This is a genomic window from Carboxylicivirga litoralis (assembly GCF_025499605.1).
In the GTDB taxonomy this organism is placed as follows: Bacteria; Bacteroidota; Bacteroidia; order Bacteroidales; family Marinilabiliaceae; genus Carboxylicivirga; species Carboxylicivirga litoralis.
On sequence record NZ_JAFMVC010000022.1, the window covers coordinates 1 to 24,104 of the forward strand.

General features: G+C 38.3%; 19 protein-coding genes and 1 tRNA gene. 9 read left to right on the forward strand and 11 right to left on the reverse strand.

Going from position 1 to position 24,104, the window contains the following annotated elements:
• Positions 1 to 3 precede the first annotated feature (3 nt).
• The 4 genes from J1N10_RS16565 to J1N10_RS16580 form a co-directional block, all read right to left on the reverse strand.
• Positions 4 to 77, reverse strand: a tRNA-Asp gene (locus J1N10_RS16565).
• Between the two features lie 519 nt (positions 78 to 596).
• Positions 597 to 2,483, reverse strand: a complete 1,887-nt coding sequence (locus tag J1N10_RS16570; protein ID WP_262327849.1) for a M56 family metallopeptidase — start codon at positions 2,481 to 2,483, stop codon at positions 597 to 599.
• Positions 2,476 to 2,850 (reverse strand): BlaI/MecI/CopY family transcriptional regulator, encoded by a 375-nt coding sequence (locus J1N10_RS16575; protein WP_262327850.1) that lies wholly within the window; start codon positions 2,848 to 2,850, stop codon positions 2,476 to 2,478. Before J1N10_RS16575 ends, J1N10_RS16570 begins: the two co-directional genes overlap by 8 nt.
• A 187-nt stretch (positions 2,851 to 3,037) precedes the next feature.
• Positions 3,038 to 3,622: a DUF4136 domain-containing protein gene (locus J1N10_RS16580; RefSeq protein ID WP_262327851.1), complete on the reverse strand. Its 585-nt coding sequence runs from the start codon at positions 3,620 to 3,622 to the stop codon at positions 3,038 to 3,040.
• Between the two features lie 162 nt (positions 3,623 to 3,784).
• Between J1N10_RS16580 and J1N10_RS16585 the strand changes: the two genes are divergently transcribed.
• The gene (locus tag J1N10_RS16585) at positions 3,785 to 6,343 is read left to right on the forward strand and encodes a M1 family metallopeptidase (RefSeq protein ID WP_262327852.1); all 2,559 of its coding nucleotides are present in this window, start codon (positions 3,785 to 3,787) and stop codon (positions 6,341 to 6,343) included.
• A gap of 139 nt (positions 6,344 to 6,482) precedes the next feature.
• On the opposite strand, the gene guaB is transcribed toward J1N10_RS16585, so the two are convergent.
• A complete protein-coding gene (gene guaB, locus J1N10_RS16590; RefSeq protein ID WP_262327853.1) occupies positions 6,483 to 7,952 on the reverse strand; it encodes an IMP dehydrogenase in 1,470 nt (489 codons plus the stop codon).
• Positions 7,953 to 8,359: 407 nt separating this feature from the next.
• Between guaB and J1N10_RS16595 the strand changes: the two genes are divergently transcribed.
• Complete coding sequence (locus tag J1N10_RS16595; protein WP_262327854.1) at positions 8,360 to 10,273, forward strand: RecQ family ATP-dependent DNA helicase; 1,914 nt, start codon at positions 8,360 to 8,362, stop codon at positions 10,271 to 10,273.
• A gap of 66 nt (positions 10,274 to 10,339) precedes the next feature.
• Positions 10,340 to 11,269 (forward strand): tRNA (adenosine(37)-N6)-dimethylallyltransferase MiaA, encoded by a 930-nt coding sequence (gene miaA, locus J1N10_RS16600; protein WP_262327855.1) that lies wholly within the window; start codon positions 10,340 to 10,342, stop codon positions 11,267 to 11,269.
• Here miaA and J1N10_RS16605 read toward each other — a convergent pair.
• The gene (locus J1N10_RS16605; RefSeq protein ID WP_262327856.1) at positions 11,266 to 12,087 is read right to left on the reverse strand and encodes an SMP-30/gluconolactonase/LRE family protein; all 822 of its coding nucleotides are present in this window, start codon (positions 12,085 to 12,087) and stop codon (positions 11,266 to 11,268) included. The two genes, miaA and J1N10_RS16605, sit on opposite strands and share 4 nt — an antisense overlap.
• Before the next feature lie 183 nt (positions 12,088 to 12,270).
• Here J1N10_RS16605 and J1N10_RS16610 point away from each other — a divergent pair, with 183 nt between their 5' ends.
• On the forward strand, positions 12,271 to 13,677 hold the full coding sequence (locus tag J1N10_RS16610) for an adenylate/guanylate cyclase domain-containing protein (protein ID WP_262327857.1): 1,407 nt from the start codon (positions 12,271 to 12,273) through the stop codon (positions 13,675 to 13,677).
• A 165-nt stretch (positions 13,678 to 13,842) separates the two neighbouring features.
• On the opposite strand, the gene J1N10_RS16615 is transcribed toward J1N10_RS16610, so the two are convergent.
• On the reverse strand, positions 13,843 to 15,879 hold the full coding sequence (locus J1N10_RS16615) for a M3 family metallopeptidase (RefSeq protein WP_262327858.1): 2,037 nt from the start codon (positions 15,877 to 15,879) through the stop codon (positions 13,843 to 13,845).
• A 235-nt stretch (positions 15,880 to 16,114) separates the two neighbouring features.
• Here J1N10_RS16615 and J1N10_RS16620 point away from each other — a divergent pair, with 235 nt between their 5' ends.
• Positions 16,115 to 17,239 (forward strand): hypothetical protein, encoded by a 1,125-nt coding sequence (locus J1N10_RS16620; RefSeq protein WP_262327859.1) that lies wholly within the window; start codon positions 16,115 to 16,117, stop codon positions 17,237 to 17,239.
• Between the two features lie 101 nt (positions 17,240 to 17,340).
• Positions 17,341 to 18,321: a DUF6588 family protein gene (locus J1N10_RS16625; RefSeq protein ID WP_262327860.1), complete on the forward strand. Its 981-nt coding sequence runs from the start codon at positions 17,341 to 17,343 to the stop codon at positions 18,319 to 18,321.
• A gap of 69 nt (positions 18,322 to 18,390) precedes the next feature.
• On the opposite strand, the gene J1N10_RS16630 is transcribed toward J1N10_RS16625, so the two are convergent.
• Positions 18,391 to 18,924 (reverse strand): nitroreductase family protein, encoded by a 534-nt coding sequence (locus tag J1N10_RS16630; protein WP_262327861.1) that lies wholly within the window; start codon positions 18,922 to 18,924, stop codon positions 18,391 to 18,393.
• Positions 18,925 to 19,019: 95 nt separating this feature from the next.
• On the opposite strand from J1N10_RS16630, the gene J1N10_RS16635 reads away from it, so the two are divergent.
• Positions 19,020 to 19,784: a YdcF family protein gene (locus J1N10_RS16635; protein WP_262327862.1), complete on the forward strand. Its 765-nt coding sequence runs from the start codon at positions 19,020 to 19,022 to the stop codon at positions 19,782 to 19,784.
• A 142-nt stretch (positions 19,785 to 19,926) separates the two neighbouring features.
• Here the strand turns inward: J1N10_RS16635 and J1N10_RS16640 are convergent, their stop codons facing one another.
• The gene (locus J1N10_RS16640) at positions 19,927 to 20,472 is read right to left on the reverse strand and encodes a hypothetical protein (protein WP_262327863.1); all 546 of its coding nucleotides are present in this window, start codon (positions 20,470 to 20,472) and stop codon (positions 19,927 to 19,929) included.
• Positions 20,473 to 20,482: 10 nt separating this feature from the next.
• Entirely contained in the window at positions 20,483 to 20,680 is a 198-nt protein-coding gene (locus J1N10_RS16645; RefSeq protein ID WP_262327864.1) for a hypothetical protein, read from the reverse strand.
• 145 nt (positions 20,681 to 20,825) lie between these two features.
• Here J1N10_RS16645 and J1N10_RS16650 point away from each other — a divergent pair, with 145 nt between their 5' ends.
• Positions 20,826 to 21,359 (forward strand): DUF4251 domain-containing protein, encoded by a 534-nt coding sequence (locus J1N10_RS16650; RefSeq protein ID WP_262327865.1) that lies wholly within the window; start codon positions 20,826 to 20,828, stop codon positions 21,357 to 21,359.
• Between the two features lie 79 nt (positions 21,360 to 21,438).
• On the opposite strand, the gene J1N10_RS16655 is transcribed toward J1N10_RS16650, so the two are convergent.
• A complete protein-coding gene (locus J1N10_RS16655) occupies positions 21,439 to 23,109 on the reverse strand; it encodes an alpha-amylase family glycosyl hydrolase (protein WP_262327866.1) in 1,671 nt (556 codons plus the stop codon).
• A gap of 256 nt (positions 23,110 to 23,365) precedes the next feature.
• Here J1N10_RS16655 and J1N10_RS16660 point away from each other — a divergent pair, with 256 nt between their 5' ends.
• On the forward strand, positions 23,366 to 24,103 hold the full coding sequence (locus tag J1N10_RS16660; protein ID WP_262327867.1) for an acyl-[acyl-carrier-protein] thioesterase: 738 nt from the start codon (positions 23,366 to 23,368) through the stop codon (positions 24,101 to 24,103).
• Position 24,104: the final 1 nt, after the last annotated feature.

The following is a 24,104-nucleotide window of genomic DNA, read 5'->3' on the forward strand; positions in this document are numbered from 1 at the left end:
AAGCGGTCTGGACGGGACTCGAACCCGCGACCTCCGGCGTGACAGGCCGGCATTCTAACCAGCTGAACTACCAGACCAGTTTAATTTCATTTCAATCTTTTTTTATTAGCCATTTTCCGTTTGAAAATCGCCTGCTTTCCTTTAATAATACCGCTTTGATTGGGTACCCCTGTTTCTGAAAGCGATGCAAAGATAAGTCTTCTTTTCTATTTTGCAATACTTTTTTTCAATAGAAATAGAGTTTTTATCTAACCTCCTTGCTTGGATGTTTGCAGTCAACCATTTATGAAAGTAAAAATAATTAGTTTTTTCTGAAGTCTATATTTTATACCAAATGTATTACAAAATGAGCCTTATTCATTTTGCTAATTACATTGGTTAATGCCGATACATAACCAAAGTGACTTTAAAAGCGAAGCACTTTAAAGGCGCTTTTTGATTAGTAAACGGTATTACTACTTCTTAAAACCATTGTCTTTAATAATTTCACTTCTTCAAATCGCGCGGCATCCATAAATGCTAATTACATTATTATAACACGAACAATTAAAAAGCCCGGCAAAAATACCAGGCTTAACAATGTATACATTTATATCCTAATTGTCACTATCTACATTTCTCATGGTTAGGGTTAATGGGTATTTTTTACGTAGTTTCTTTTCTTGCTCCTTGGTCATGTTGTCGTAATCAATGCCATTACTAAAAGCATATTCCCTTCTTAATTTCCAAACCGTTGAATATATCATATCGAGTGTTTGAATATAATCGTTATACGTCGTATAATTATTGTACTCATAAAGTATCACATACTTTTTAGAGTCTTCGATATGATCGCGCAAACGCCTGCTAACATTTTTTAAATTTGAGTTTGTACCAATTGTAAACATTTTAATACCCTCAAAAAAAGCTTCTTCTTTAGAAAGCATTTTAGCTTCTTTGGGTGGAAGAAGATTCACAATAGCAGTCGAACTACTTATAAGTTCAAGCGATTTCTCAGCTTCAACAGCATAGCCAATCTTTAACAAATCATTTAATCGCAAAGCATGCTTAATCTTATCAACTTCCTTCATTGGTGTTTCAACATCAATTTCAAGAATAATCGACTTCCTGCCATTTTCCTTTTGCGAAAGCTGATGCATTACTGCATTACAATGATCAATATCCACTTTCTTTCCTCCAACAAAGCACTTATCTCCTGTCAAAACTATTTTGGAAAGCACATAAGCTTCATCATATACTTTTGCAGCGCTTGCTTTGGGAAGTTTTACAATTGGTAACTCTTCCATACTCAAACTACCTGAGCCTTCTTTTTTTAGTAAATTAATTGCATAATGCCCTTCTATAAACTCTAACTTTTCATTTTTCTGCAAAGTAATGACCTCTTCCGAGTCATCAATTTCGGGCACAACTTCTTGTTTTTCTACAGCTTCATTTTTAATGCTATTTATTGCTGTATGGTTTTTAAGGACAGGCGTAAACTCCATCGTAGTTGATTCATTATTGTTATCAACAATAAGTGTTCTCCCTGTCATATCGGCAAAAAAGAAAAAGGCAAATACCACCATCGGTATCACTAATAAGGCTTTCAATTTTGCACTGTTTCCTGATTTTATTTTATTCATCATGGCTATTCGTTTTTTAATTGACAATAAATTAAAATTATTGACCAGCTCTACTGAGCGAATGCTGATTAACTGACTCAGTAATAGAGACTGATAATCGAATAACTCATGCCCCTGGTCAATCACTTGCCGGTCGGCAATGTACTCGTGACATGTTTTAATCGATTTCTGTATGCGCCATGTAAGCGGATTAAACCACTGAAATATCGTAATGATATGAGCCAGTAGTAAATCCACAGAATGTTTATGTTGCACATGAACTTTTTCATGTGTAATAACTTGCTCAAATTCTTCAGGTTGCAACACCTCTTTATTCACAAATATCCAGTTCATAAATGAGAAGGATGGCATATCGTCGTTAATTAAAACGATATTAAAACCCTCGCTATGTATAATTTTATTTCGCCGGATAATTCGATAGAGATTAAAGATGAGCAGCAACAAACGGAGTGTGAAGAAGAGCACACCGCTGATATAAGTATAAAATAATAGGCTTGACCATGAAAAAGAAGAAAGCAATGACATTTGGTCATTGACTTTGGGCTGTGATGTCAACTGCTCATCAATCGGAGTTAACTGATTATTAGCCACCGTAAAATCAGGTTCTGTCATTAAAATCAGCTCTTCGTAATAGTTACGAAACTCGCTAATTCTGGCAAAAGCATCACCTAATCGCTCACTCGAATCAAACGACAATGACACATTTGATAAGGGCAATAGCAAGGCAATAACCATGGATGTCACCAGGTAAATCCTGTTAAAAGTAAAATAGGTTTCCTTACGGAAAAACAGGATGTAGCCCAAATAAAACAAACTGAGACATAAACCACTCTCAAACAGATATATCAAGAACCTACTCATGCTTTTTCTTTTTAAGTTCTTCAAGCATTTTTATCGCTTCATTAACTTCGTCTATTTTTAGGTTTTTGTTTTCAGAAAAGAAGTTAACCACCTGGGAAAAAGAATTATTAAAATAGCCTTTCACCAGACTCCCCATCTGACTTTTCCGGTAATCATCTTTTGATATAAGAGGGTAATATTCGTATGTTCCGCCGTATTTGGTAAAACCTACTATCTCCTTTTTTACCAACACACGTACAATGGTTGACACGCTATTGTATGGTGGTTTAGGTTCTGGCATTTTTTCAATTATATCTTTGATAAAACCTTTTTCCAACTCCCAAAGAAGCTTCATTATCTTCTCTTCTGCTTTTGTTAAAGTTACCATCGTATACTAAGTTAGTTAATCAGCAATTCAAACCTACAACTTATTTTTACGTTTGTCAACTTATTTTTACGTTTTATTATTTATTTTTAAGTTACAAACAACTACTTCCTTTATTATTCGTGACTTACAGACATAAAAAAACCCATCAATATATTTGACAGGTTTAATACTTTTCAGAAGAATAATCCTACTTCTTAGGATATTTACGCATAATCGAGCGGACAACATACGGAATACTTTTCTTGCGCAATTGCGGATTTTCATCAATGGTTTTACTGGCAGCACTCTCCCATATCAATTGCTTTTTATTGGCATCAAAAACCGAGCACACCAAAGTTCCTACATTTATATCCACCTCATCTATATACGTAGTACTATAGCCGCCCCAACCAGGCCCGTATCCCCAGCCGGGTCCATAACCATAATAGCCACCAAAACCAACATACACATGTACATTTGGACTGTAAGTACTTGTTGATCTTGTCTCGGTTCTCTCTTCGTTAATAAGATAAAGGCTGATAATCAAATCGCCGCCACTGCCTTTTTCTACAATTTCAATATTGCGCTTTTTAAACTCTTCCGTAAAGGCCGCTTCAATACGTTTACGGTCAAATGAATTTAAATCTTCTGTGGTATTCTTATCCCAACCATAAAATTCAGCAGTTTTAAATTGAGTAAAATCCACCGTTGGGTCATGATCAGAAACTGTCTTAATACTCGAACAACTTGTAAACAATACAACGAACGAAATTAGGGTTAAAAATGTCTTCATTTTCTAATAGAGGTTTAATTAATGATTGTAAAGATAATTTTTACTTACCATCACAACAAAAGCATATCCAGAAAGTTTTAGTCTTTTACCTATATGAATTGCATCATCCATTAGCTAACATTTGTTTCCTTTCATTACTTTAGAAGTCAAAATAATAATACGATGCATAAATACTTAATACCAATTCTGATTGCCATTACTTTATCAGCCTGCAATATTTACGAAAAACCTGTACCCGATACGGGTGTTAGTCAACGCTTGGCTAAGCAACGCGCTAAACAAATCAGCAATTTAAATTATCATCTTTCTATAATAGTGCCTGATGATAAAGATGAACCGATTGATGGTATCTCAAACATTACATTTGACCTAAAATCAAAAGAAACCATCTATCTTGATTTCAAAGCTGACAACAAACAGCTAATAAGTCTGGCTATTAACGAAACTAACATAGATCAGCCAGCTATTGTTAATGAACACATTAAGTTAGATGCAACATATTTACAAAAAGGCAGCAATGCGATCAAGATCGAATACATCCTTGGTGATGGTGCTTTAAATCGTAATGACAATTACTTCTATGCACTTTTTGTTCCCGACCGTGCAAGAACAGCTATTCCTTGCTTTGATCAGCCCGACATTAAAGGTCGCTTTGCTGTAAAAATGGAATTGCCAAACACCTGGACGGGAATAGCCAATGGCGAACCAACCATCAAACAAGCTATTAACAACAGGGTGATTTTAGAATTTGCACCCTCGCAACCAATCAGCACCTACTTGTGGGCGTTTACAGCCGGCACTTACCAGTTTGATTCAGTTAAGTGGAAAGGCAAAAACATTGGACTGTACCACATGGTAGACGACAGTATCAAATACAAGCGCAATATTGACGAGATTTTCAGACAAACATTAGCATCATTAGATTGGCTGGAAGATTTTACTGCCTTTGATTATCCATTTGAAACCTATAACCTGGTAGCTATTCCATCTTTCCAGTTTGGTGGCATGGAACACCCGGGAGCCACATATTACCGTTCCGAAAAGATTTTCTTGGATGAGAACCCAACAAGAAATGAAGAATTGAGTCGTGCCAACCTGATAGCTCACGAAACCGCACACATGTGGTTTGGCGATTTAGTCACCATGCCCTGGTTTGATGAAGTGTGGCTCAAAGAAGTATTTGCCAATTTTATGGCTGATAAAATTACCGAACCCTGGTTTCAGGATATGAACCACCAGCTACGCTTTTTAATGGCCCACTTCCCATCGTCTTATGCAGTTGATAGAACAACCGGAGCCAACCCTATCGGACAAAAACTAAAGAACCTGCAAAATGCAGGTACACTATATGGCAGTATTATATATCACAAGTCACCCATTGTGATGAAACAACTGGAAAACATTGCCGGCACCAAAAATCTACAAAAAGGCATTCAGCAATATGTAGCCGAAAATGCCTATGGCAATGCTTCATGGAATGATTTAATTGCCTGCATTGATCAATACACTGAAACCGACCTTAAAGTTTGGAGCAATGCATGGGTATTTGAACCAGGACGCCCTATATTATATTTTGAACCTTCAGAGCATAACAATCAGACCTGGCAACTAAAACAGATACCAGAGCACACTAACTTGGCATCTAAAAACACCTATTGGCCACAAGAGATCAATATTTTACAAAACAACTCACATCTACAATACCAGATGTATGACGCTAAAATTAATATTCATGATAATCTGGAAGAACCCAACTCTTTGTTTTTTGCCGATGATGTAGGGTATGGCTTGGTTCGCTTGACACAGCCTCAGTTGGACTATTGGCTAAAGCATACTGTAGCAACCAAAGATGACTTATTACGAGGACGATTGGTTATTAATCTGTATGAGAATTTCCTTGATGGCAGTATTCACCCTGATGCGTTCTTAAATTATTTGCAAAAAAACATCCTACAGGAAGCCAATCCTATTATTTTAAACCAATTAAGCAGTCAGCTTCAAAGCATTTACTGGAAATTCATTCCACAGGATGTTCGCACAGATAAAGCTCCAATAATAGAGAAAGATGTTTATATGCGCATCCAAAATGAAGAAAATATCGCCAATAAAAAGACATTGTTCCGACTATGGAGCAACATTGCCCTCAGTACAGAAGCAAATGAAACACTAAAAGAATTTCTACAAGGCAAGCAATCACTCGACGGCATCAACCTAAGCGACAACGATTTGATTCGATTAGTAACACAATTGAGCATTAAAAATCATTCACAGGCTCAAGAATTACAAGCTCTTGTAATGCAAAAGCTAAAAAGCAAGCATAATAAAGAAAAGTTAGAGTTTCTTCTTCCGTCATTGTCAGATAATGCAGCCAATAGAGACGAATTCTTTCTGTCGTTATCAAAAGTTGAAAACCGCAGCAAAGAAGGTTGGGTACAGAATGCTTTAGCCAACCTGCATCATCCATTGAGAGCTGAACATTCTGTTCATTACCTACATAACACTCTTGAGTTGCTCGAAGAAATTCAGCTTACAGGCGACATCTTCTTCCCTATTGGGTGGCTTCGCAATAGTTTTAGTGGGCATTCATCGCAAACAGCTTATGATGTGGCTAATCAATTTTTAAATAATAACCCTGAATATCCAGAGCATCTTAAACTTAAGATTCTTCAAAATATTGATATAACATACAGAGCTTATACGATAAAAGAAAAGTACTATTAACGATAGTATCTAACTCAAAAAGAAAGCACTAAAAACACAAAGAAATTCATTTGTATTTTTAGTGCTTTTACAGCCTGTATATTTCAACAAAAAAGGCTTCTCTTTCGAAAAGCCTCTTCTGATATGTGTTTCCAACTAATTATCTAGAATAGTTTGGTGCTTCACGAGTAATGGTCACATCATGTGGGTGACTCTCATTCATACCCGCATTCGAAATCTTGGTAAACTGTGCTTTGTGCAACTCTTCAATATTAGCTGCGCCACAATATCCCATACCCGCACGTAATCCACCAATTAACTGGTAAATAACTTCGTACAACGTTCCTTTGTAAGGTACACGTGCCGAAATCCCTTCTGGCACCAATTTCTTAATATCATCCTCAACATCCTGGAAGTAACGGTCTTTAGAACCCTGCTGCATAGCCTCAACCGACCCCATACCACGGTACGATTTAAATTTACGTCCGTTGTAAATAATTGTATCACCTGGCGATTCATCAACACCTGCAAATAATCCACCTAACATTACTGCATGTCCACCAGAAGCTAAAGCCTTAACAATATCTCCGGAATAACGAATACCTCCATCAGCAATAACAGGAACTCCAGTTCCTTCAAGCGCTTTTGACACATCATAAATGGCCGATAACTGAGGAACACCAACACCGGCAATCACACGTGTGGTACAAATAGAGCCAGGACCGATACCAACTTTAACACCATCGGCACCTGCTTTTACTAAATCAAGAGCAGCTTTAGCCGTTGCAATATTACCAACTACCACTTCCAACTCAGGATATTTTTCCTTCGCCTTTTTCAATGTTTCCAATACACCAACACTGTGTCCGTGTGCTGTATCAATCACTATGGCATCAACATTAGCTTCTACCAAAGCATCGATACGTTCGAAAGTATCAGCAGTTACTCCAACTCCAGCCGCAACGCGCAAACGACCTTTCTCATCTTTACATGCATGCGGCTTGTCTTTTGCCTTTGTGATATCTTTATATGTTACCAGGCCAATCAGCTTGTTGTTATTATCAACTACAGGTAACTTTTCAATTTTATATTGCTGAAGAATGGCAGCTGCTTTTTCCAAATCAGTTGTTTGGTTGGTCGTTACCAGATTCTCGGTTGTCATTACCTCATCAATCGAACGCGCCATATTTGGTTCGAAGCGTAAATCGCGGTTAGTAACAATACCAACCAGGTAACCATACTGGTCAACTACCGGAATACCACCAATCTTATATTCTTTCATCAAGTCAAGAGCCTGACCAACTGTACTACCTTGTAAAATAGTCACCGGGTCGTAAATCATACCATTTTCGGCACGTTTTACTGTCTCTACCTGCTTAGCCTGATCTTTAATTGGCATGTTTTTATGAATCACACCAATACCCCCTTCGCGCGCAATGGCAATTGCTAAACGAGCTTCAGTTACTGTATCCATTGCAGCTGATACAATAGGCGTATTCAACACAATGTTTTTCGAAAAACGACCGTTTAATTTCACATCACGTGGTAATACCTGCGAGTAAGCAGGAATCAGTAAAACATCATCAAATGTTAAACCTTCCGATACGATTTTATCCTCAAGAAATGACATGGAACCTTTATTTATGGATTAAAAAATTTTGGCAAAAGTAGTAAAAAATTATTCACACCAACTTTAATTATGGAATATTACTAAGTTATTTTTCAATAAGCAAGATACACCACTCATATTCAAAATAGTAACTCCACAATTTTTCATTTATTTAACAAGAAGTCGTTAACACTGTCATATGTGTCGATTCTGGCTATGAGTTTCCGGTTTTAAGTTTCGTGTTCACAGTTTTGTGTCTGTCTTTAATGAAACAACCTGACTAAAAACTGGCATCCTTTTTAATTGACAGTTTAACGAATAAGCAAATCAACGCATTATCCTGAGTTCGATTTAGCAGTTATTCAATTCGACAAATTAACAATTCGACAGTTAACCATTTTAACAACAAACATTACCTTTGCTCATACATGGATATTTTTCATCATATATTAAAGCAATATTGGGGCTACGCAAAGTTCCGTCCTCTGCAAGAAGACATTATTCGATCAGTGGCAGATGGTAACGACACCTTGGGACTAATGCCAACAGGAGGAGGTAAATCGCTTACCTTTCAGGTGCCGGCATTGGCTAAAGAAGGTATTTGTATTGTTATCACCCCGCTTATTGCCTTGATGAAAGATCAGGTTATCAACCTAAAACGAAGAGACATAAAGGCGGCTGCTATTTATTCGGGGCTTTCGCGTGAAGAAATAAATATCACGCTTGACAACTGTATTTTTGGAGGCACTAAATTTTTATACATCTCGCCAGAACGCTTGGGTACTGACCTTTTCCAGGAGAAGGTAAAACAAATGAATGTTAACCTACTGGCCGTTGATGAAGCGCACTGTATCTCGCAATGGGGTTATGACTTCAGACCTTCATACCTGAAAGTTGCAAGCATTCGTGAGCTTTTACCCAATGTGCCGGTTTTAGCATTAACAGCAACTGCAACGCCTGAGGTAGCCGATGATATACAGGATCGCCTGCTCTTTGACAAGAAAAACCTTTTTCAAAAAAGTTTCAAGCGAGATAACCTTGTTTACGTTGTTAGACAAGCTGAGGACAAAGAGCAACAGTTATTAAATATTATCAGCAAAGTACCTGGGAGTGCTGTTGTTTATGTTCGAAACCGCAAGAAGACACAGGAATACAGTGATTTATTAGTAAAAAATGGCATTTCGGCCAGTTCGTTTCATGCAGGAATGCCGCAAGATGTAAAAGATAAACGTCAAAAGCTATGGACCGATGGTGATATCAGAGTGATTGTATCGACCAATGCCTTTGGAATGGGCATTGACAAGCCAGATGTTCGATTTGTTGTCCATATGGATGCGCCCGACTCACTGGAAGCCTACTTTCAGGAAGCTGGACGCGCCGGGCGTGATGGTAAAAAAGCCTATGCGGTTCTATTATGGTCTAATAATGATAAAGTGCGATTAAAGAGAGGTGTCTCTGTTTCATTCCCAACTAAAGATAAGATTTTAGCCGTATATGAAGCACTGGGCAATTTCTTTCAATTAGCAGTGGGCAGCGGTTTTAATCGGGTTTATGATTTTAACCTGACACTTTTCTGCAAAAACTATCGCATGAACCTGATGACGGTTTATAATAGCCTGAAAATATTACAACGAGCCGGTTATATTGAGTTTACGGAAGAACTACAACTGTCTGCTAAAGTCCATTTTATTATGCGCCGCGATGATTTATATAAGTTCCAGGTGGCCAACGAAGACTTCGACCGTTTTACCAAATTACTACTCCGCTCCTACACGGGTTTGTTTACTGAGTATGTTCCGATCAATGAAGAGCTGTTGGCTAAACGAATGAACACGAATCGCGATACGGTTTATCAGCTTTTAGTCAAACTTAACCAATTGGGGGTAATAAAATACATTCCATCGAAGAAAACACCACTGATCACTTACACCACATCACGTGAAGACAGCAAGTACATTGAACTGCGCAAAGAAGTTTACAAAGACCGGAAAGACAAGTACGAAAACCGTATCCAAAGCGTGATTGACTATGGTACAACCAATCATATTTGCCGCAGCAAACAACTATTGCTATATTTTGGACAAGCAAGTGGAGACAACTGTGGGGTATGCGACGTGTGTCAGAGCATGAAGAAAACAGAACTTTCAGTTGATAACTTTGACACCATTCAGAATCAAATATCAGAACAACTTGAGAACAAGCCATTAAGTTATGATGAGCTAATAATCAAACTAAACATGCCGCAGGAAGAGATATCAAAAGTACTTCGGTGGATGGAAGAATATGAACTCATTAGTGAATCAAATGATGGCTTGCTCGAACTTAGAACCGAAGCTAAGTAAAAGAAACAATCACTTTTAGTTTAAATTCTACCAAACTATTTAATAGCTTTGAAGCAAAATTACGTCATGCAATACCAGGATTCTCCATACAATTTAATCGTCATTTTAGGACCTACAGCTTCAGGTAAGACAACATTCGCAGCTCATCTGGCAAAAAAAATTGATGGGGAAATCATCAGTGCCGACTCACGACAGATTTATCGCGGCATGGACTTGGGAACAGGTAAAGATATTGAAGATTACACCATTGATGACTACACCATTCCCCATCACCTGCTCGATATTGTGGATGCCGGCTATAAATACAATGTATTTGAATACCAGGCTGACTTCTTTAAGGCTTTTGAAAAAGTGCAAGCCAACAAACACTGGCCAGTGATGTGTGGTGGCACTGGTATGTATATCGAATCGGTTTTAAAAAAATACAAGCTGATTAATGTACCTGTCAATCAAGAGCTACGCGATAGCCTGCAGGGCAAAAATCGTGAAGAGCTGTCAAACATTTTGGCAAGCTACAAATCTCTGCATAACCAAACAGATACAGATACTGTTAAACGAGCCATCAGAGCCATTGAGATTGAAGAATATTACAAACAAAATCCGGAAATAGAAGTTGAATTGCCGGATGTTAATCCACTAATCATTGGTGTCAACATCGACCGTGAAGCACGCCGAAAAAAAATCACATCACGCCTCAGGAAACGACTCGAAGAAGGTATGATTGATGAAGTGAAACAGTTATTAGATAGCGGTGTTTCCCCTGAAGACCTCATCTATTATGGGTTGGAATATAAATTCCTGACCATGCACGTGACCGGCGAACTAACTTACAAGCAAATGTTTGACAAACTCAATGTAGCCATTCACCAATTTGCCAAGCGCCAAATGACTTGGTTCAGAGGCATGGAACGAAAAGGCGCCAATATCCATTGGGTTGACGCCTTTGAACCTATTGAAAATCGTGTTGAACGTGTAATAGAGCTTCTAAAAGCTTAATCCATTGTATAAGCAACCACCTGGTTAGATAAAAAAGTTGGCACCAGTACCTCTTTAGTCTCTGGGATATACCCAATATCGGCACTTTGCACCTTGTCATCCACCGTATTTAACAGTTGCTGAGGCTCCTGACCAGGTATGAAATAAAATAGCTCGCCACGCCAAAAAGAGTAATAATAACCGCCTTCGCCGTCCGCCTCTATACCATCAGGTTGACCACTTGTTTCAAGAAAAACACTGTATTTTTTTGTTGCCACATCAATTTTTACGATGCTCGTGGCGGCACCTAATAAAACGTAATCCTCCTCAGCAAACAATCCATTAACCCGGCCAAAGTCATCATTTTTTAACCACACATCCAATTGATCATTATTCAGAACAAAAACAGTTGATGTACCTGAATCCGACACCAAAACATCTCCTGAATGTGTTATCGTCACATCATTCAAGAAATTTGCCTGAGGTTGCAAAACTCGCTTTATTATCTTAGCCGATGCAATATCAATCAGCACCAATTCATTAATATTCGACACATATAAAATGCCATCTTTAATCGCCATCCCTTTAGGAGCATCAAGTCCTTCGAGCCACTTTAATTCTATTACCTGCCCCTCTGTTGACAATTTGGAGATAAACCCATTCCCATCTTTCTCGGATGGCTTACCTGCAATATTAGATACAAAGAGACAATTTCCTTCGGCATAATATTTCACCGACTCGGGCACTTCAAGTTCAGCTTTTGTTTCCCACGACACCGAAACTTGCGAGAAAACACCATGGTAAAGCATGATAAAAATAAGTAGAGTTAGATGTTTCATTGTCATTTTATTAACGTTTATCTAAAGTTTTAAAACAATTATAAATAAAAATAACATTTTTAGATTTAACAACGTACTGTAAACAGACGATTTATACACAGACGTTAATTCTGTATACTAGTTGTCTATTTTTATTGTACTGATAATGCATTATTTTTAATGCTGATCTAAAACACCCAAACAATGGAGAGCATTGAAGACTATATTTTAAGAATTACCAAATTAGCGAATCGAAATAAGGAACTGAACGACCAGTTACAGGGCCTTGTGGGACGCTATGAGATAATTCAAAAACAAAACGAAAAATACCTGAACCTCCTCTCTGAATATTCTTACGAGGAAATTGAGGAACGTTTGAAAATGCCATCAAAGAAACGTGTTAAGCGTTTTAAAATGGTATCGGTCTTATACGCTACCATTAAAGGCTTTGACAGGATAAATGGCCATGCTCATTCTCAGGAATTGATCGACGCACTTGACGAGCTCTACCTGACATTTGATGATATTGCTAAAAAATATGGTGTTCTTAAAGTCAAAACCATTGGCGACACCTTTTTATTCGCAGGCGGTATACTCGAAGAGAATCGCACCAACCCAATTGATGTGGTTAATGCAGCTATGGAAATGCAGGAGGCAGCAAAAAAGTGCATTATCAATGGAGACAATGAACCTTTCTGGAAGGTCAGCATCGGCATTCATACAGGACCGGTCTTGGGTGAATTAACCGGCAAGAAAAGTTCTCCCTATACTTTGACTGGTGAAAGTGTAAATATTGCATCCCGCATGGGAATGGCTTGTAAAGATGGAGACATCAACATTTCGGTGATGACCTACGAACTGGTTAAAGAGTTTTTCAAGGTAGACGAAAACGGTAAGATGCCAGCTAAATATAAAGGATTCCTTGACATGTTTAAAGTCGATGGCATACTTCCTAAGCTTGCTGAAAATGAAGCATGCACGATACCCAACCGTAATTTCAAAACGAAATACAGTCTGATTCAATTCATGGATATCCAAGAGGATTTACTTGACATACTGGAACACAAACTGCCTGAAAACCTGTATTATCACAACGTTAAACACACTATTGACGTAGTGACTGAAGTTGAGCTAATTGGCTGGGCAGAAGGTTTAGCAGAAGAAGAAATACTGATTTTAAAACTAGCTGGCCTATTTCACGATTGCGGCCACACCATTGATTACCACGAACACGAAATGCATGGTGCCAAGATAGCACGCGACATATTAACCAACTACAGCTATCCTGAAGACCAGATTGAAACCGTTTGTCGTTTAATAATGTCTACCAAATATCCTCCTGAACCAAAAGATATATTGGAACAGGTGATTTGTGACTCCGACTTGGATTACCTGGGGCGTAATGATTTTATTCCTGTTTCAAACACCTTGTTTCAGGAGTTGAAAGAACGCAATATGATTGGAACCATTGATGAATGGAACCAGATGCAGCTTAGTTTTATTCGAAAACATCAGTATTATACTGAGACGGCAAGAAATTTAAGAGAGGTTAATAAACAAAGCCAGATTGAACGATTGGAAGGTTTATTACAACCATCTGAAAAAGCATAACGATTTTGCTCGACTATTTAAAAAAAGCTTATAGGGCGGAGTATGCATAAGAACAACTCCGCTCCCTAGCTTTTTTTTCGTTTTAGCTATTTTACCACAAAGGTTACCAAGTCTTTTCTTAGTATTCTTAGTCCTCGTGGTTCATTCTTCGTAATTCTCTGATAACTATTTTTTCAATCCACTTCGCTTCAATAATGGTTCAATAGATGGTTCATGGCCTCTGAAGTTTTTATACAGAGTCATTGGATGCGCCGTTCCGCCTTTTTCTAGTATCTCGGTCCTAAATTTATGAGCTGTTGCTTTGTCAAAAATGCCATTTTCTTTAAAAGCTTCGAAAGCATCTGCATCCAATACTTCGGCCCATTTATAACCATAATAACCAGCCGCATAGCCGCCATCAAAAATATGAGCAAAGCCTGTTGAAAAAGCTGTACCATCCACCAATGGGAATAACTCAGTAGCCGCCATTGATTGTTTTTCAAATTCAACCACATCGCCAGCAAAAGCTTCGTTTAATGAATGCCAGGCCATATCGTTCATACCAAAACTTAATTGACGAACCGTTGCATAACCACTTTGGTAATTTTCACTATCAATAATCTTTTGAATCAGTTCATCAGGAATCACCTCCCCTGTTTGGTAATGCACTCCCACATCTTTCAACCATTCTTTCTGCGTTGCCCAGTTTTCCATTATCTGCGAAGGCAATTCAACGAAATCGCGATACACACTGGTACCTGCCAAACTTTCGTAGCTTACTTGACTCAGCATGCCGTGCAAAGCATGACCAAACTCGTGCAAAAAGGTTTGAACCTCGTTAAAAGTCAACAATGAGGGCTTTGTTTCAGTTGGCCGCGTAAAATTACACACTATGGAGATATGCGGACGAACATCCTCATCGTCATCATGATGCTGGTCGCGAAAGCTGGTCATCCAGGCACCTCCCTGCTTTGTTGTTCGTGGATGATAATCAACATAAAAGATGCTCAGGAACGTTCCTTTCTCATCGTAAACTTCATACGTTTTCACCTCATCGTGATAGACGGATATAGATGAGTTTTCTTTAAACGACAAACCATAAAGCTTAGTAGCTAATCCTAAAACACCCTGCTCTACCTTTTTAAGCTCAAAGTAAGGACGTGTGGCTTCATCATCTAAACCGTATTTCTTTGCCTTCAATTGTTCGGCATAGTAAGGATAATCCCAACGTTGCAAGGCACCTTCTAAACCATTCTCGCTAGCAAACGCTTCAACATCCTTCACATCCTGTCTTGCCACATCTATCGAAGCCTCCAATAACTCAGCCAGAAAACCATTTACTTTATCGGGATGCAAAGCCATATGTTCTTCCAAAACAAAATGGGCGTGACTCTCATAACCCAGAAGTTTGGCCTTTTCAACGCGCAAAGAAACAATTTTTTGAATCAGCAGTTTATTGTCGTGCTTATTGTTATTATTACATCGTTTTGAGTAAGCCCTGTACATTTGTTTGCGCAGTTCACGATTCTGTGCATATTTCATAAACGGCATGTAACTTGGAAATTGAAGCGTAAAAACCCAACCTTCTTTTTCCTGGCTTTTTGCCAATGCAGCTGCAGCATCCATCACTCCTTCAGGCAAGCCCTTCAATTCATCTTCATTGCTTACATGCAACTGGAAAGAATTGGTCTCGGTGAGTAAGTTTTCACCAAACTGAAGCGTTAACTTAGACAGTTCTGTCGTAATTTTGCGATAACGCTCACGAGCATCTCCTTCCAACAAAGCTCCTTTTCTTACGAATCCTTTATAGGTTTCATTGAGCAACTGTTGCTGTTCCGCACTCAAATCCGCCTGATCCTGATTTTCGTATACCTCTTTTACCTTTAAAAATAATTTATCATTCAACCATATATCATTGGAATACTCGGTCAGTAATGGCGACACCTCACGAGCTATGGTTTGAATCTGCTCATTTGTTTCGGCATGATTTAAATTAAAAAATACATGACTGATAACGCCTAACTGCCCTCCCGATTTTTCAAGCGCAACAATGGTATTGTTAAAGTCAGGAGTTGCTGAATTATTAACAATGGCATTAATCTCATCCTTCGCCTTGTTTATTAACTCCTTAAAAGCCGGCAAATAATTGTCCTCCGTTATTAACTCAAAAGGCGGTGTTTGAAAAGGTGTTTTAAACGGTTCTTGTAGAATATTAATTGTCATATCTGTCTATATCTTTTAGTAGCCTATAAGTAACAAACACTTCTGGTTTGTCTAATTTATATCCAATTGTCTATTTATTTATGAAACACAAAAGTAATCAGGATTAGGAAGAAATTATCTCTTCTAACAACAAACCTTTTTCAATAACGTTCGTTAAAAATCGTTAATAGAGGGCAGTTAATTATATTTCTGCCTGCAGAATAAAATAAAATCAACAAACACTCAAACACATACAATGAATAATTCAATCAGATTCACCCATATACTTTTAGTCGTCGCATTATTCACTGCTCCAATACAAGCATTCAGCAATGAATTTAAAGAACTATTAAATTCAAAAGAGTTAAAACGTTTGGAATCGGCCGAAAAACTGATTGCTAAAGGGGATGTTTTTATTGAAGAAACGAAAGACCTGGAAAAAGAGGTGGAGCAATTAAAAAATGCCGATGGCCGCATTAAAACTGGTAAAATCAACAAGTACAATAAAAAGATTGCTCAAATAAAAGCAAAGGCTGCCCTGTATTATGAGGATGGTTATAAGAAATACATCAGCGTATTGGACGACCGATTAAAAACTTTGGAAAAATCAGGTAACTCAGAAGCCAAACAAACACGAAGAGACAGTAGAGACCTGGAGAAGAAAGCACGTAAGCAATACAATAAAGCTGAAAACTTATCGTCGCCCGAAAAAGCTGTTGAATTGTTAGAATTGGCTCAGCAAAATCAACAAGAAGCCATTGAACTGCAAACCAAATGTTTATTGAGCTTAAGTGAACCGATTGAAACGGAGCCTGAACTTATGGCTGAAGAAGTCACAGCTATTGACTCAACCCTGATTGAACCAGCACTTGTTGAAGTTGCTCCAATTGCACAAGACACCACAACAGTCATGACTGAACTTCCAGCTGAAACACCTGTTGTTAAAGCTCCTGTTATTCTGGCTGTGGCTCCGGTAACTATGACCGCAATGCCAATACCTGCTGATTCAACGTTAACAGCACAAAACGAAACCCCTCTAATAGAGGAAGTAGCAGCACCAACAGTGATTGAACCTGAAGTACCGATCGCTGTAGAAGAACCGATTGTAGTCAATCCGGATATTTTCCTTACTATCCAGATAATGGCCGATAAAAAGAAAGCAACAAATGAGCAGATTAGCAGTGTTTACAAGGGTAGCAAAGAAGTTATAGAAATGTCAATTAACGACTGGTTTAAATACTCGGTGGGTAAATACCAATCGCTTGAAAAAGCCAAGGCCGATATGAAAACCGAAAACATCAAAGGTTTTATTGTGGCCTACAACAAAAACGAGCGTATTTCGGTTAAAGAAGCAGTGACTTTGCTCAACGGAGAATCATAAAAGGTCATTAGCTTACCAGGCCATTGGGTCGATAGGTTTTAGGCTAGTAGACATTTTTATCGACACTAACTATAAACTAACAAACTACAAACATCACATACATGAAGAAAATTAGATTATTACTTAGCATTGCGCTAATAGCTACAAGCGCGCAAGTATTTGGACAAGGGCAGATTGTTGATTTCTTAAAAGCCGGACAGGCCGATGCCAATGCTCTATCGCAAGCTTACCTATTGCCTTATGGCGAGATGCTGGGCGTTAACCTGAATAGTGGTTGGTATAACGCTGCTAAAGTTCATAAAGTTGGTGGCTTTGACATAACCATATCAGCCAGTTACACAACAGCACCGAATAGTAAGAAAAAATTTAAACCGGGAGAACTTGAGACTCTTACCCCAGGAACTTCAAATGGTTTACCTGATGGATATGCTCCAACAATGGCTGCTGGTGATAATGCCTATATGACATTTAATGATAAGATTACAAACACTCCAGTCATTACGATGGAGGGGGCCGGCGCCGATGTATTTGTTAATCCAATGATCCAGGCCGCTATAGGTCTACCATTCCACACTGAAATTATGGGTCGCTTTATGCCAACGGTTGATTATGGCGATTTTGGTGAAGCGGGGTTATGGGGGCTTGGCTTAAAGCATTCCATTAAGGATTACATTCCATTTATTAAGCGCGTGCCATTTTTACAAGCCTCTGTTTTGGCAGCTTATACCGATTTTGGTGCCAAATTAAGTGTAAATGAAGCGGGCATTGGAAATGGTAATTTAGAAACCAGCGCTGGTGCATTTACAAGCCGATTATTAGTTGGTGTAAATATTCCTGTAGTATCTTTTTACACCGGATTAGGCTATGGAACTACCACTAGTAATTTTGACTTAAAAGGAGACTTTAGAGTTGGAGATGACACAGACACTACACCTGACCCTATTGCATTGGAATACAATACCAATGGTTTCGATTTTAATGCCGGCATGCGCATTCGCTTAGCAATTATCTCATTGCATGCCGATTATACGGTTGGCGAATACTCTGTGATTACTGCAGGTGTAGGCATCAACTTCAGGTAAAAGAAAACACTATATACTTATTAAAGCACGAAGCATCCATTGTTTCGGGCTTTAATATTTAATGCCATATTACTTTTTTAACGGTGTACCAAACACCTCTTCAAAGGCAACTTCTGAAAATGCTTTGCGTTTTTTGGCTGGTGCGTTGTTTTCAACCGGATAACCTAAAGGTAATAAGGCTATGGGTTCAATATGCTCTGGTAACTGTAACACCTTACGTACTATGTCAGGGTTAAAATGACACACCCAGCAAGTACCCAGCCCCAGCTCTGTTGCGCGCAATGTCATATGGTCAATAGCAATGGCTGCATCAACATCACAATGGTCTTTTTGATCCATCGAGCGTTTCCACGACTCTTCATGATTACCACAAACAACAATCATTTGTGGCACATTTTTAAACCACTCCCTGTCGTACGCTTCTTTTAACTGACTCAGATTCTTCTCATCCGATACCAAAATAAAATTCCAAGGCTGCCTATTGGCAGCCGAAGGCGCCATTCGCCCTGCCTCCAAAACTTCAATTACTAAAGCCTTAGAAACTTTTAAAGGTTTGTATTCCCTGATGGAATAACGCTCACGAAGTAGTTGGTTAAAATGCATAAAACAGGATTTTGTTCGATTGCTTACTTAGTTTTTCTTTTCTTTACAACAAAATTAAAAGGACTGGTGTAACTTCCAAATTTTAGCTAAAACAAATGTTTTTCTTACTATCTAAAATATTAAGCTTTTTACTGATTCCATTTAATTGGTGCGTGCTGTTAATTTTAGTAGCAATCATTTTTAAATCAAAACGCACAAAAAAACAGGCATTGTATTCTGCCACCATCATTTTCCTCATATTTTCCAACTCCTTTTTATTTCAAAAAGTATTGAAAGCCTGGGAATACACGGCAAAATCATTGCAGCATGAACAAACCCAAACAAAACCCTTGCTTATTTTAGGCGGCTTATCAAATTATGAAGATGCCACGCAGCGGATTCATTTCAAAGAAGCCAGCGACCGTTTGTTGCAAGCAGTACTGCTTCAAAAAAAGAATCCGGAACGCTTGATTATTATCAGTGGAGGTTCGGCAGAAATTTACTTTGAAGAACGTCCTGAAGCTGATTACTTGCAGGAATACCTGGTTAGCATTGGTATCGATTCAACTAAAATCCTCTTTGAAAAGCAATCGAGAAACACACACGAGAATGCCTTCTACTCTGCTGCTTTATTCGATAGTTTGTCAATTAATAAAGATATATCACTGATTACTTCAGCATTTCATATGAGACGCGCCAAAGCCTGTTTTGAAAAGCAAGGCTTCCAGGTAGATGCCGTTTCCACACATATACTTAGCAACTACAAGCCTCTTAAACCAGCCGATTACTTCATGCCATCACTCTCCACTCTTCAGTTGTGGCCTCTTATTTTAAAAGAATGGATGGGAATATTGATGTATAAGCTGAAAGGATTTATTTAAGTTAATTAGGCTAATAGAGCATTAGGTCGATAGATTATTAGAGCTTACTCTTCTAATGACCTTCTGATCTAACGACCTCTTTACAAGCTACCCGCCTCTTCCGTCTTCCGTCTTCTGTCTTCTGTCTTCTGTCTTCCGTCTTCTAGATCCCTACTCCAAAACCAACGCTTAAGATCGGTTCCCAGGCTTTGTAAGGCGAATACTGATGTTGTAACACATCAAATAAAACTTGAACGGAAAAGAAACTACGCTCACTTATCATCTTACGATAGCCACCACCAAAATAAATAAATGGAACAAAGTTTCTTTCTTTTGTTGCTAAAGTTACGTAGCGCTCCATGCTATAACCTGCAAACTCACCATGCGCAAATACGGTTGGTCTGATGTTATATTGTGCAAACAACCGACCTCCATACTGGTTATAAGTTAGAGACGGATCATATCTTTTATCTTTGGTATATTGATATTCAATCCCCAATCCTGCATACACTTTAGGGTTTAATCGCGCTCCAATAACCGGGCTGACAATTAAGTTTGTATAATCGCCGAATGACAGACCAATGCTGCCTCCGGTAAACAACTTATCCCTAAATGATTTTCTTTCATCATCTTTCACCTCTTGCGCAACAGCACCAAGCTGAATGGTAAATAGCAAAGCTATTAATGCGATAACATTAACATTTTTCATAGCAGTAGGATTAAATACAGCCACAAACAAAGCCGTCGGCTAAACCTTCAAGCAGTTCTTTTGCCTTTTCATTCTCTTCATCAGAGCCTTTACAGCTTTGACAAACAGGCAAATTCACCTGTTCATGATAGCTTACTTTATCATCGTGAATAGCAGCATTACAAACAAAGCATTTAAACAACTTGTTATTATTTGATATCTGTGGCATATTATTTGGTTACAAATAAACTGTTTACAAAAATATAACATTTCAATTGAATGTGCGAAATAAAGAAATATGTAATTAAAGCAGGATTATTCCTGATGAAGTCATATTTTTAAATAACAATGTTTTAACCTTAAATAATGAAATTATGAAATCGCTTATTAATCTTCTCGTATTATCAGCTCTAATGGTCATACCATTGGAGAATATGAATGCGCAAAAACAAAAAAAGAAAAACAAAAAAGAGCGACGTTTGGAGCAATTTGCTGAAACACAAAAATTATTCGATAGCAAGGCTTTTATTTTCGTTCCCGACAGAGCTTTTCCTCAGGGAGGGCGTTCCATTGATTTGACAACCAATTATGGTTTCATTAAAGTCATGGGCTCTGAAACCGAAGGTGACATGCCATTTTTCGGGCGTGGTTTTTCCGTACCATATGGTAGCGGTAGCGGTATAAAATTCGATAAAACCAGTATTAAAAATGAAAAGGTTGAGCTAAATGAGAAGAAAATGAGAATCTCCTACAGCTTTGAAGCTCAGGGCGAGAATGATACATTCCGTATTAATATGGATATTTCATACAGCGGCAATACTTCGGTCAACATTATTAGCAACAACCGCAGTAGCATCAGTTATAGTGGCCAAATATCGAAACTGGAAGAAAAGAAAGAAAAAGAATAAAATAGAATTTGTGCTAAAAACAAATGGGGAGACTATCAACAATGACAGTCTCCCCATTTTTATGAACCATTAATCAATATTATTTACCCAGCAAAAGGATATCAAAGTCGGTAGAAACAGACACCTCATTATTTCTGACCTCAACTGTTTTGCCAGAGTAGTAATCTTTTACAACATCTCCATTGGCAAATACTCCAGCTACATTAACCGTCTTTTCACCTTTAGCTAAATCAAGGCCAACAACCACTTTATCGCTGTAAGATCCAGATGCGTATTCTCGTTTAAAGTAGTATGGCTCTTCACTTATCATCTGATGAAAACCAGCTCCCACTGAAGGATGAGCAGCCCTGAATTGGCCAAGCTTTTGCCAATGTGTCAAAATAGCTTTCATCGGCACGCCGTTCACCTCTTTATTAGCTTCCAGCTCTTCCCAATTCATAAACGAACGTAGCGTAGCATCACCAATCGTTCCATCAATTTCCAGGCTACGACCTGTTTCATCGCCATAATACACCTGTGATGAACCTGGACATAACAACAGTTTTGTACCAGCCTCAATGGTTTTAGTTCGTTGTTTGTCAAATGGTCCACCATCATCGTGTGAAGTGGCATAATTAACTATTATCTGCCCTTTTAAAGGACCATTAAGAGCTGTACTGTATTTTGTAAAAATCTCTTCGTATGATTTAGTAGCATCGTACTTAAACTCAAAGTTGATTAGCCCCTGCATGCCATGAGCAAAGTAATCCACCTTGCGATCACCAAAGTCGAACCAACGTCCACCTGAAATACCATAGTTGTATACTTCTCCAAAAGCATAAAAGTCATTGTTATCCATCACCAAATCAGGGTTAGCTGCTTTCCAGTCGGCAAACGCTTTAACCGCTTCTTTCCACAAGACAGACCACACATCCTCCTCGGTATGTTTTACTGTATCAAGACGGAAGGCATCAATACCATATTTGCGTATATAGTCGGTTAACCACTTAATAATATAATAGCGTGGTGTGCGCGGATAACCAGTGGCACTAAAAAAAGCATCCAATTCTTCCATTTCTTTTTCTAAACGACCTTCATCGGCCCATTTATCCATCAACGCTTTTGGCAGTTCAACTTCCTGGGTACTATTCGTTAAAATATCAGGCAGATTTTCAACTAAAGTACATGTAACAGTCGACTCATAATCCTGGTAACGACACTGAGGTTCGGTGCGCACCCATCCATCGCTCCAAACAGGATCTTGCGATGTAACCGGGCCAGTGTGGTTAATCACCACATCTAACACAACTCGAATTCCATGCTCGTGTGCCGTTTGAACCAACTCACTCAATTCAGCTTCGTTTCCAAAATTCGGCTCTAAAGCTGTCCAGTCTTTGGCCCAATAACCATGAAAACCATAAGTAACACCTGTTCCCTCATCAACCGAACCATGGATTTGCTCCACAACCGGACTAAACCAAATGGCATTAATACCTAAATCGGTAAAATAACCTTCTTTGATTTTTTGAGTGATTCCCTTTAAGTCACCTCCCATAAAACCACGCAATGTACCAGTCTCTTCGTTACGATTAAAATTCATATCGTTTGAAGGATTGCCGTTGTTAAAACGGTCGGTTAACAAAAAGTAAATGTTTGCGTTCTCCCAAACAAAAGGCACTTCAGCTGTTTCCGTAACCTTGGTAGTTTCTTTGGTTAAACATGAAGTAATGGTAAGTGCTACCAATAAGGATAGCGTAAATAGGCTCTTCATAATCTTTTCAATTAGTTTCATGTAAAATTAAGAAAGGCAATTCACACTTGCCTCATTATCTTTATCTCAGAAAAAATAACAAACCACACTATCACTTGATTTTCTGAATATTACATAAACAACTCCTCTTGTTAATTGGAACTTAAAGTCGTTCCGAAAAGGTTTGCAGAAAATCATCAATATTGACTCTTTACCCTACAGTTATGATAAAATAACTACATTTATCGCTCGAAATACCTTAACTAAAATAGCAGTCATGAAGAAGTCGACACAACTAAAAATGAAGTACACGGTTACTTCTGCCGATACAGATATGTTCTCCAGATTACGACCAAGTGCTTTGGTTAATTACCTGATTCAATCGGCCATAAACTCTGCTGAAGATTTAGGATTTGGATTTAACGAGCTAAAAAAAGAACACTTATTTTGGGTATTAAACCGACTGACTGTTGAGATATATCGTCCGCTTCAATGGAATGAACAAATTGAAGTAGAAACATGGCCCAAAAACATCGAACGCATCTTTTATATTCGTGATTTTGTGGTGAGAGATGCTCAAAACAACATCGTTGCAAAAGCCAGTTCGGCCTGGCTGGCCATTGACCTGACAACCAAACGCCCTTCGAATTTCAACAAAGAGAAAATGGATGTTTTTACCGCATTAAAAGAGGTAAATGCGTTGGATTATTCTCCTGAAAAACTTGGAGTAATAGAAAAGCAGTCTGAGTACAATGTAACGCCTACATATTTTGATATTGACCTAAACAAGCATGTTACATCGACACGCTACATCGACTGGATGATGGATACTTTATCTGTTGATTTCCACAAAGACCACTACCCTAAATCACTTTCTATTAACTACATGAAAGAGACCATGATTGGTGAAACCATTGCACTTTCATGTCAAGTGAATGAAAATATGCATTCATGCGAAGGTTTTAACCCAGCACAGAATAAAGTAGCCTTTAGGGCTAAGGTCGAATTTGAATAAT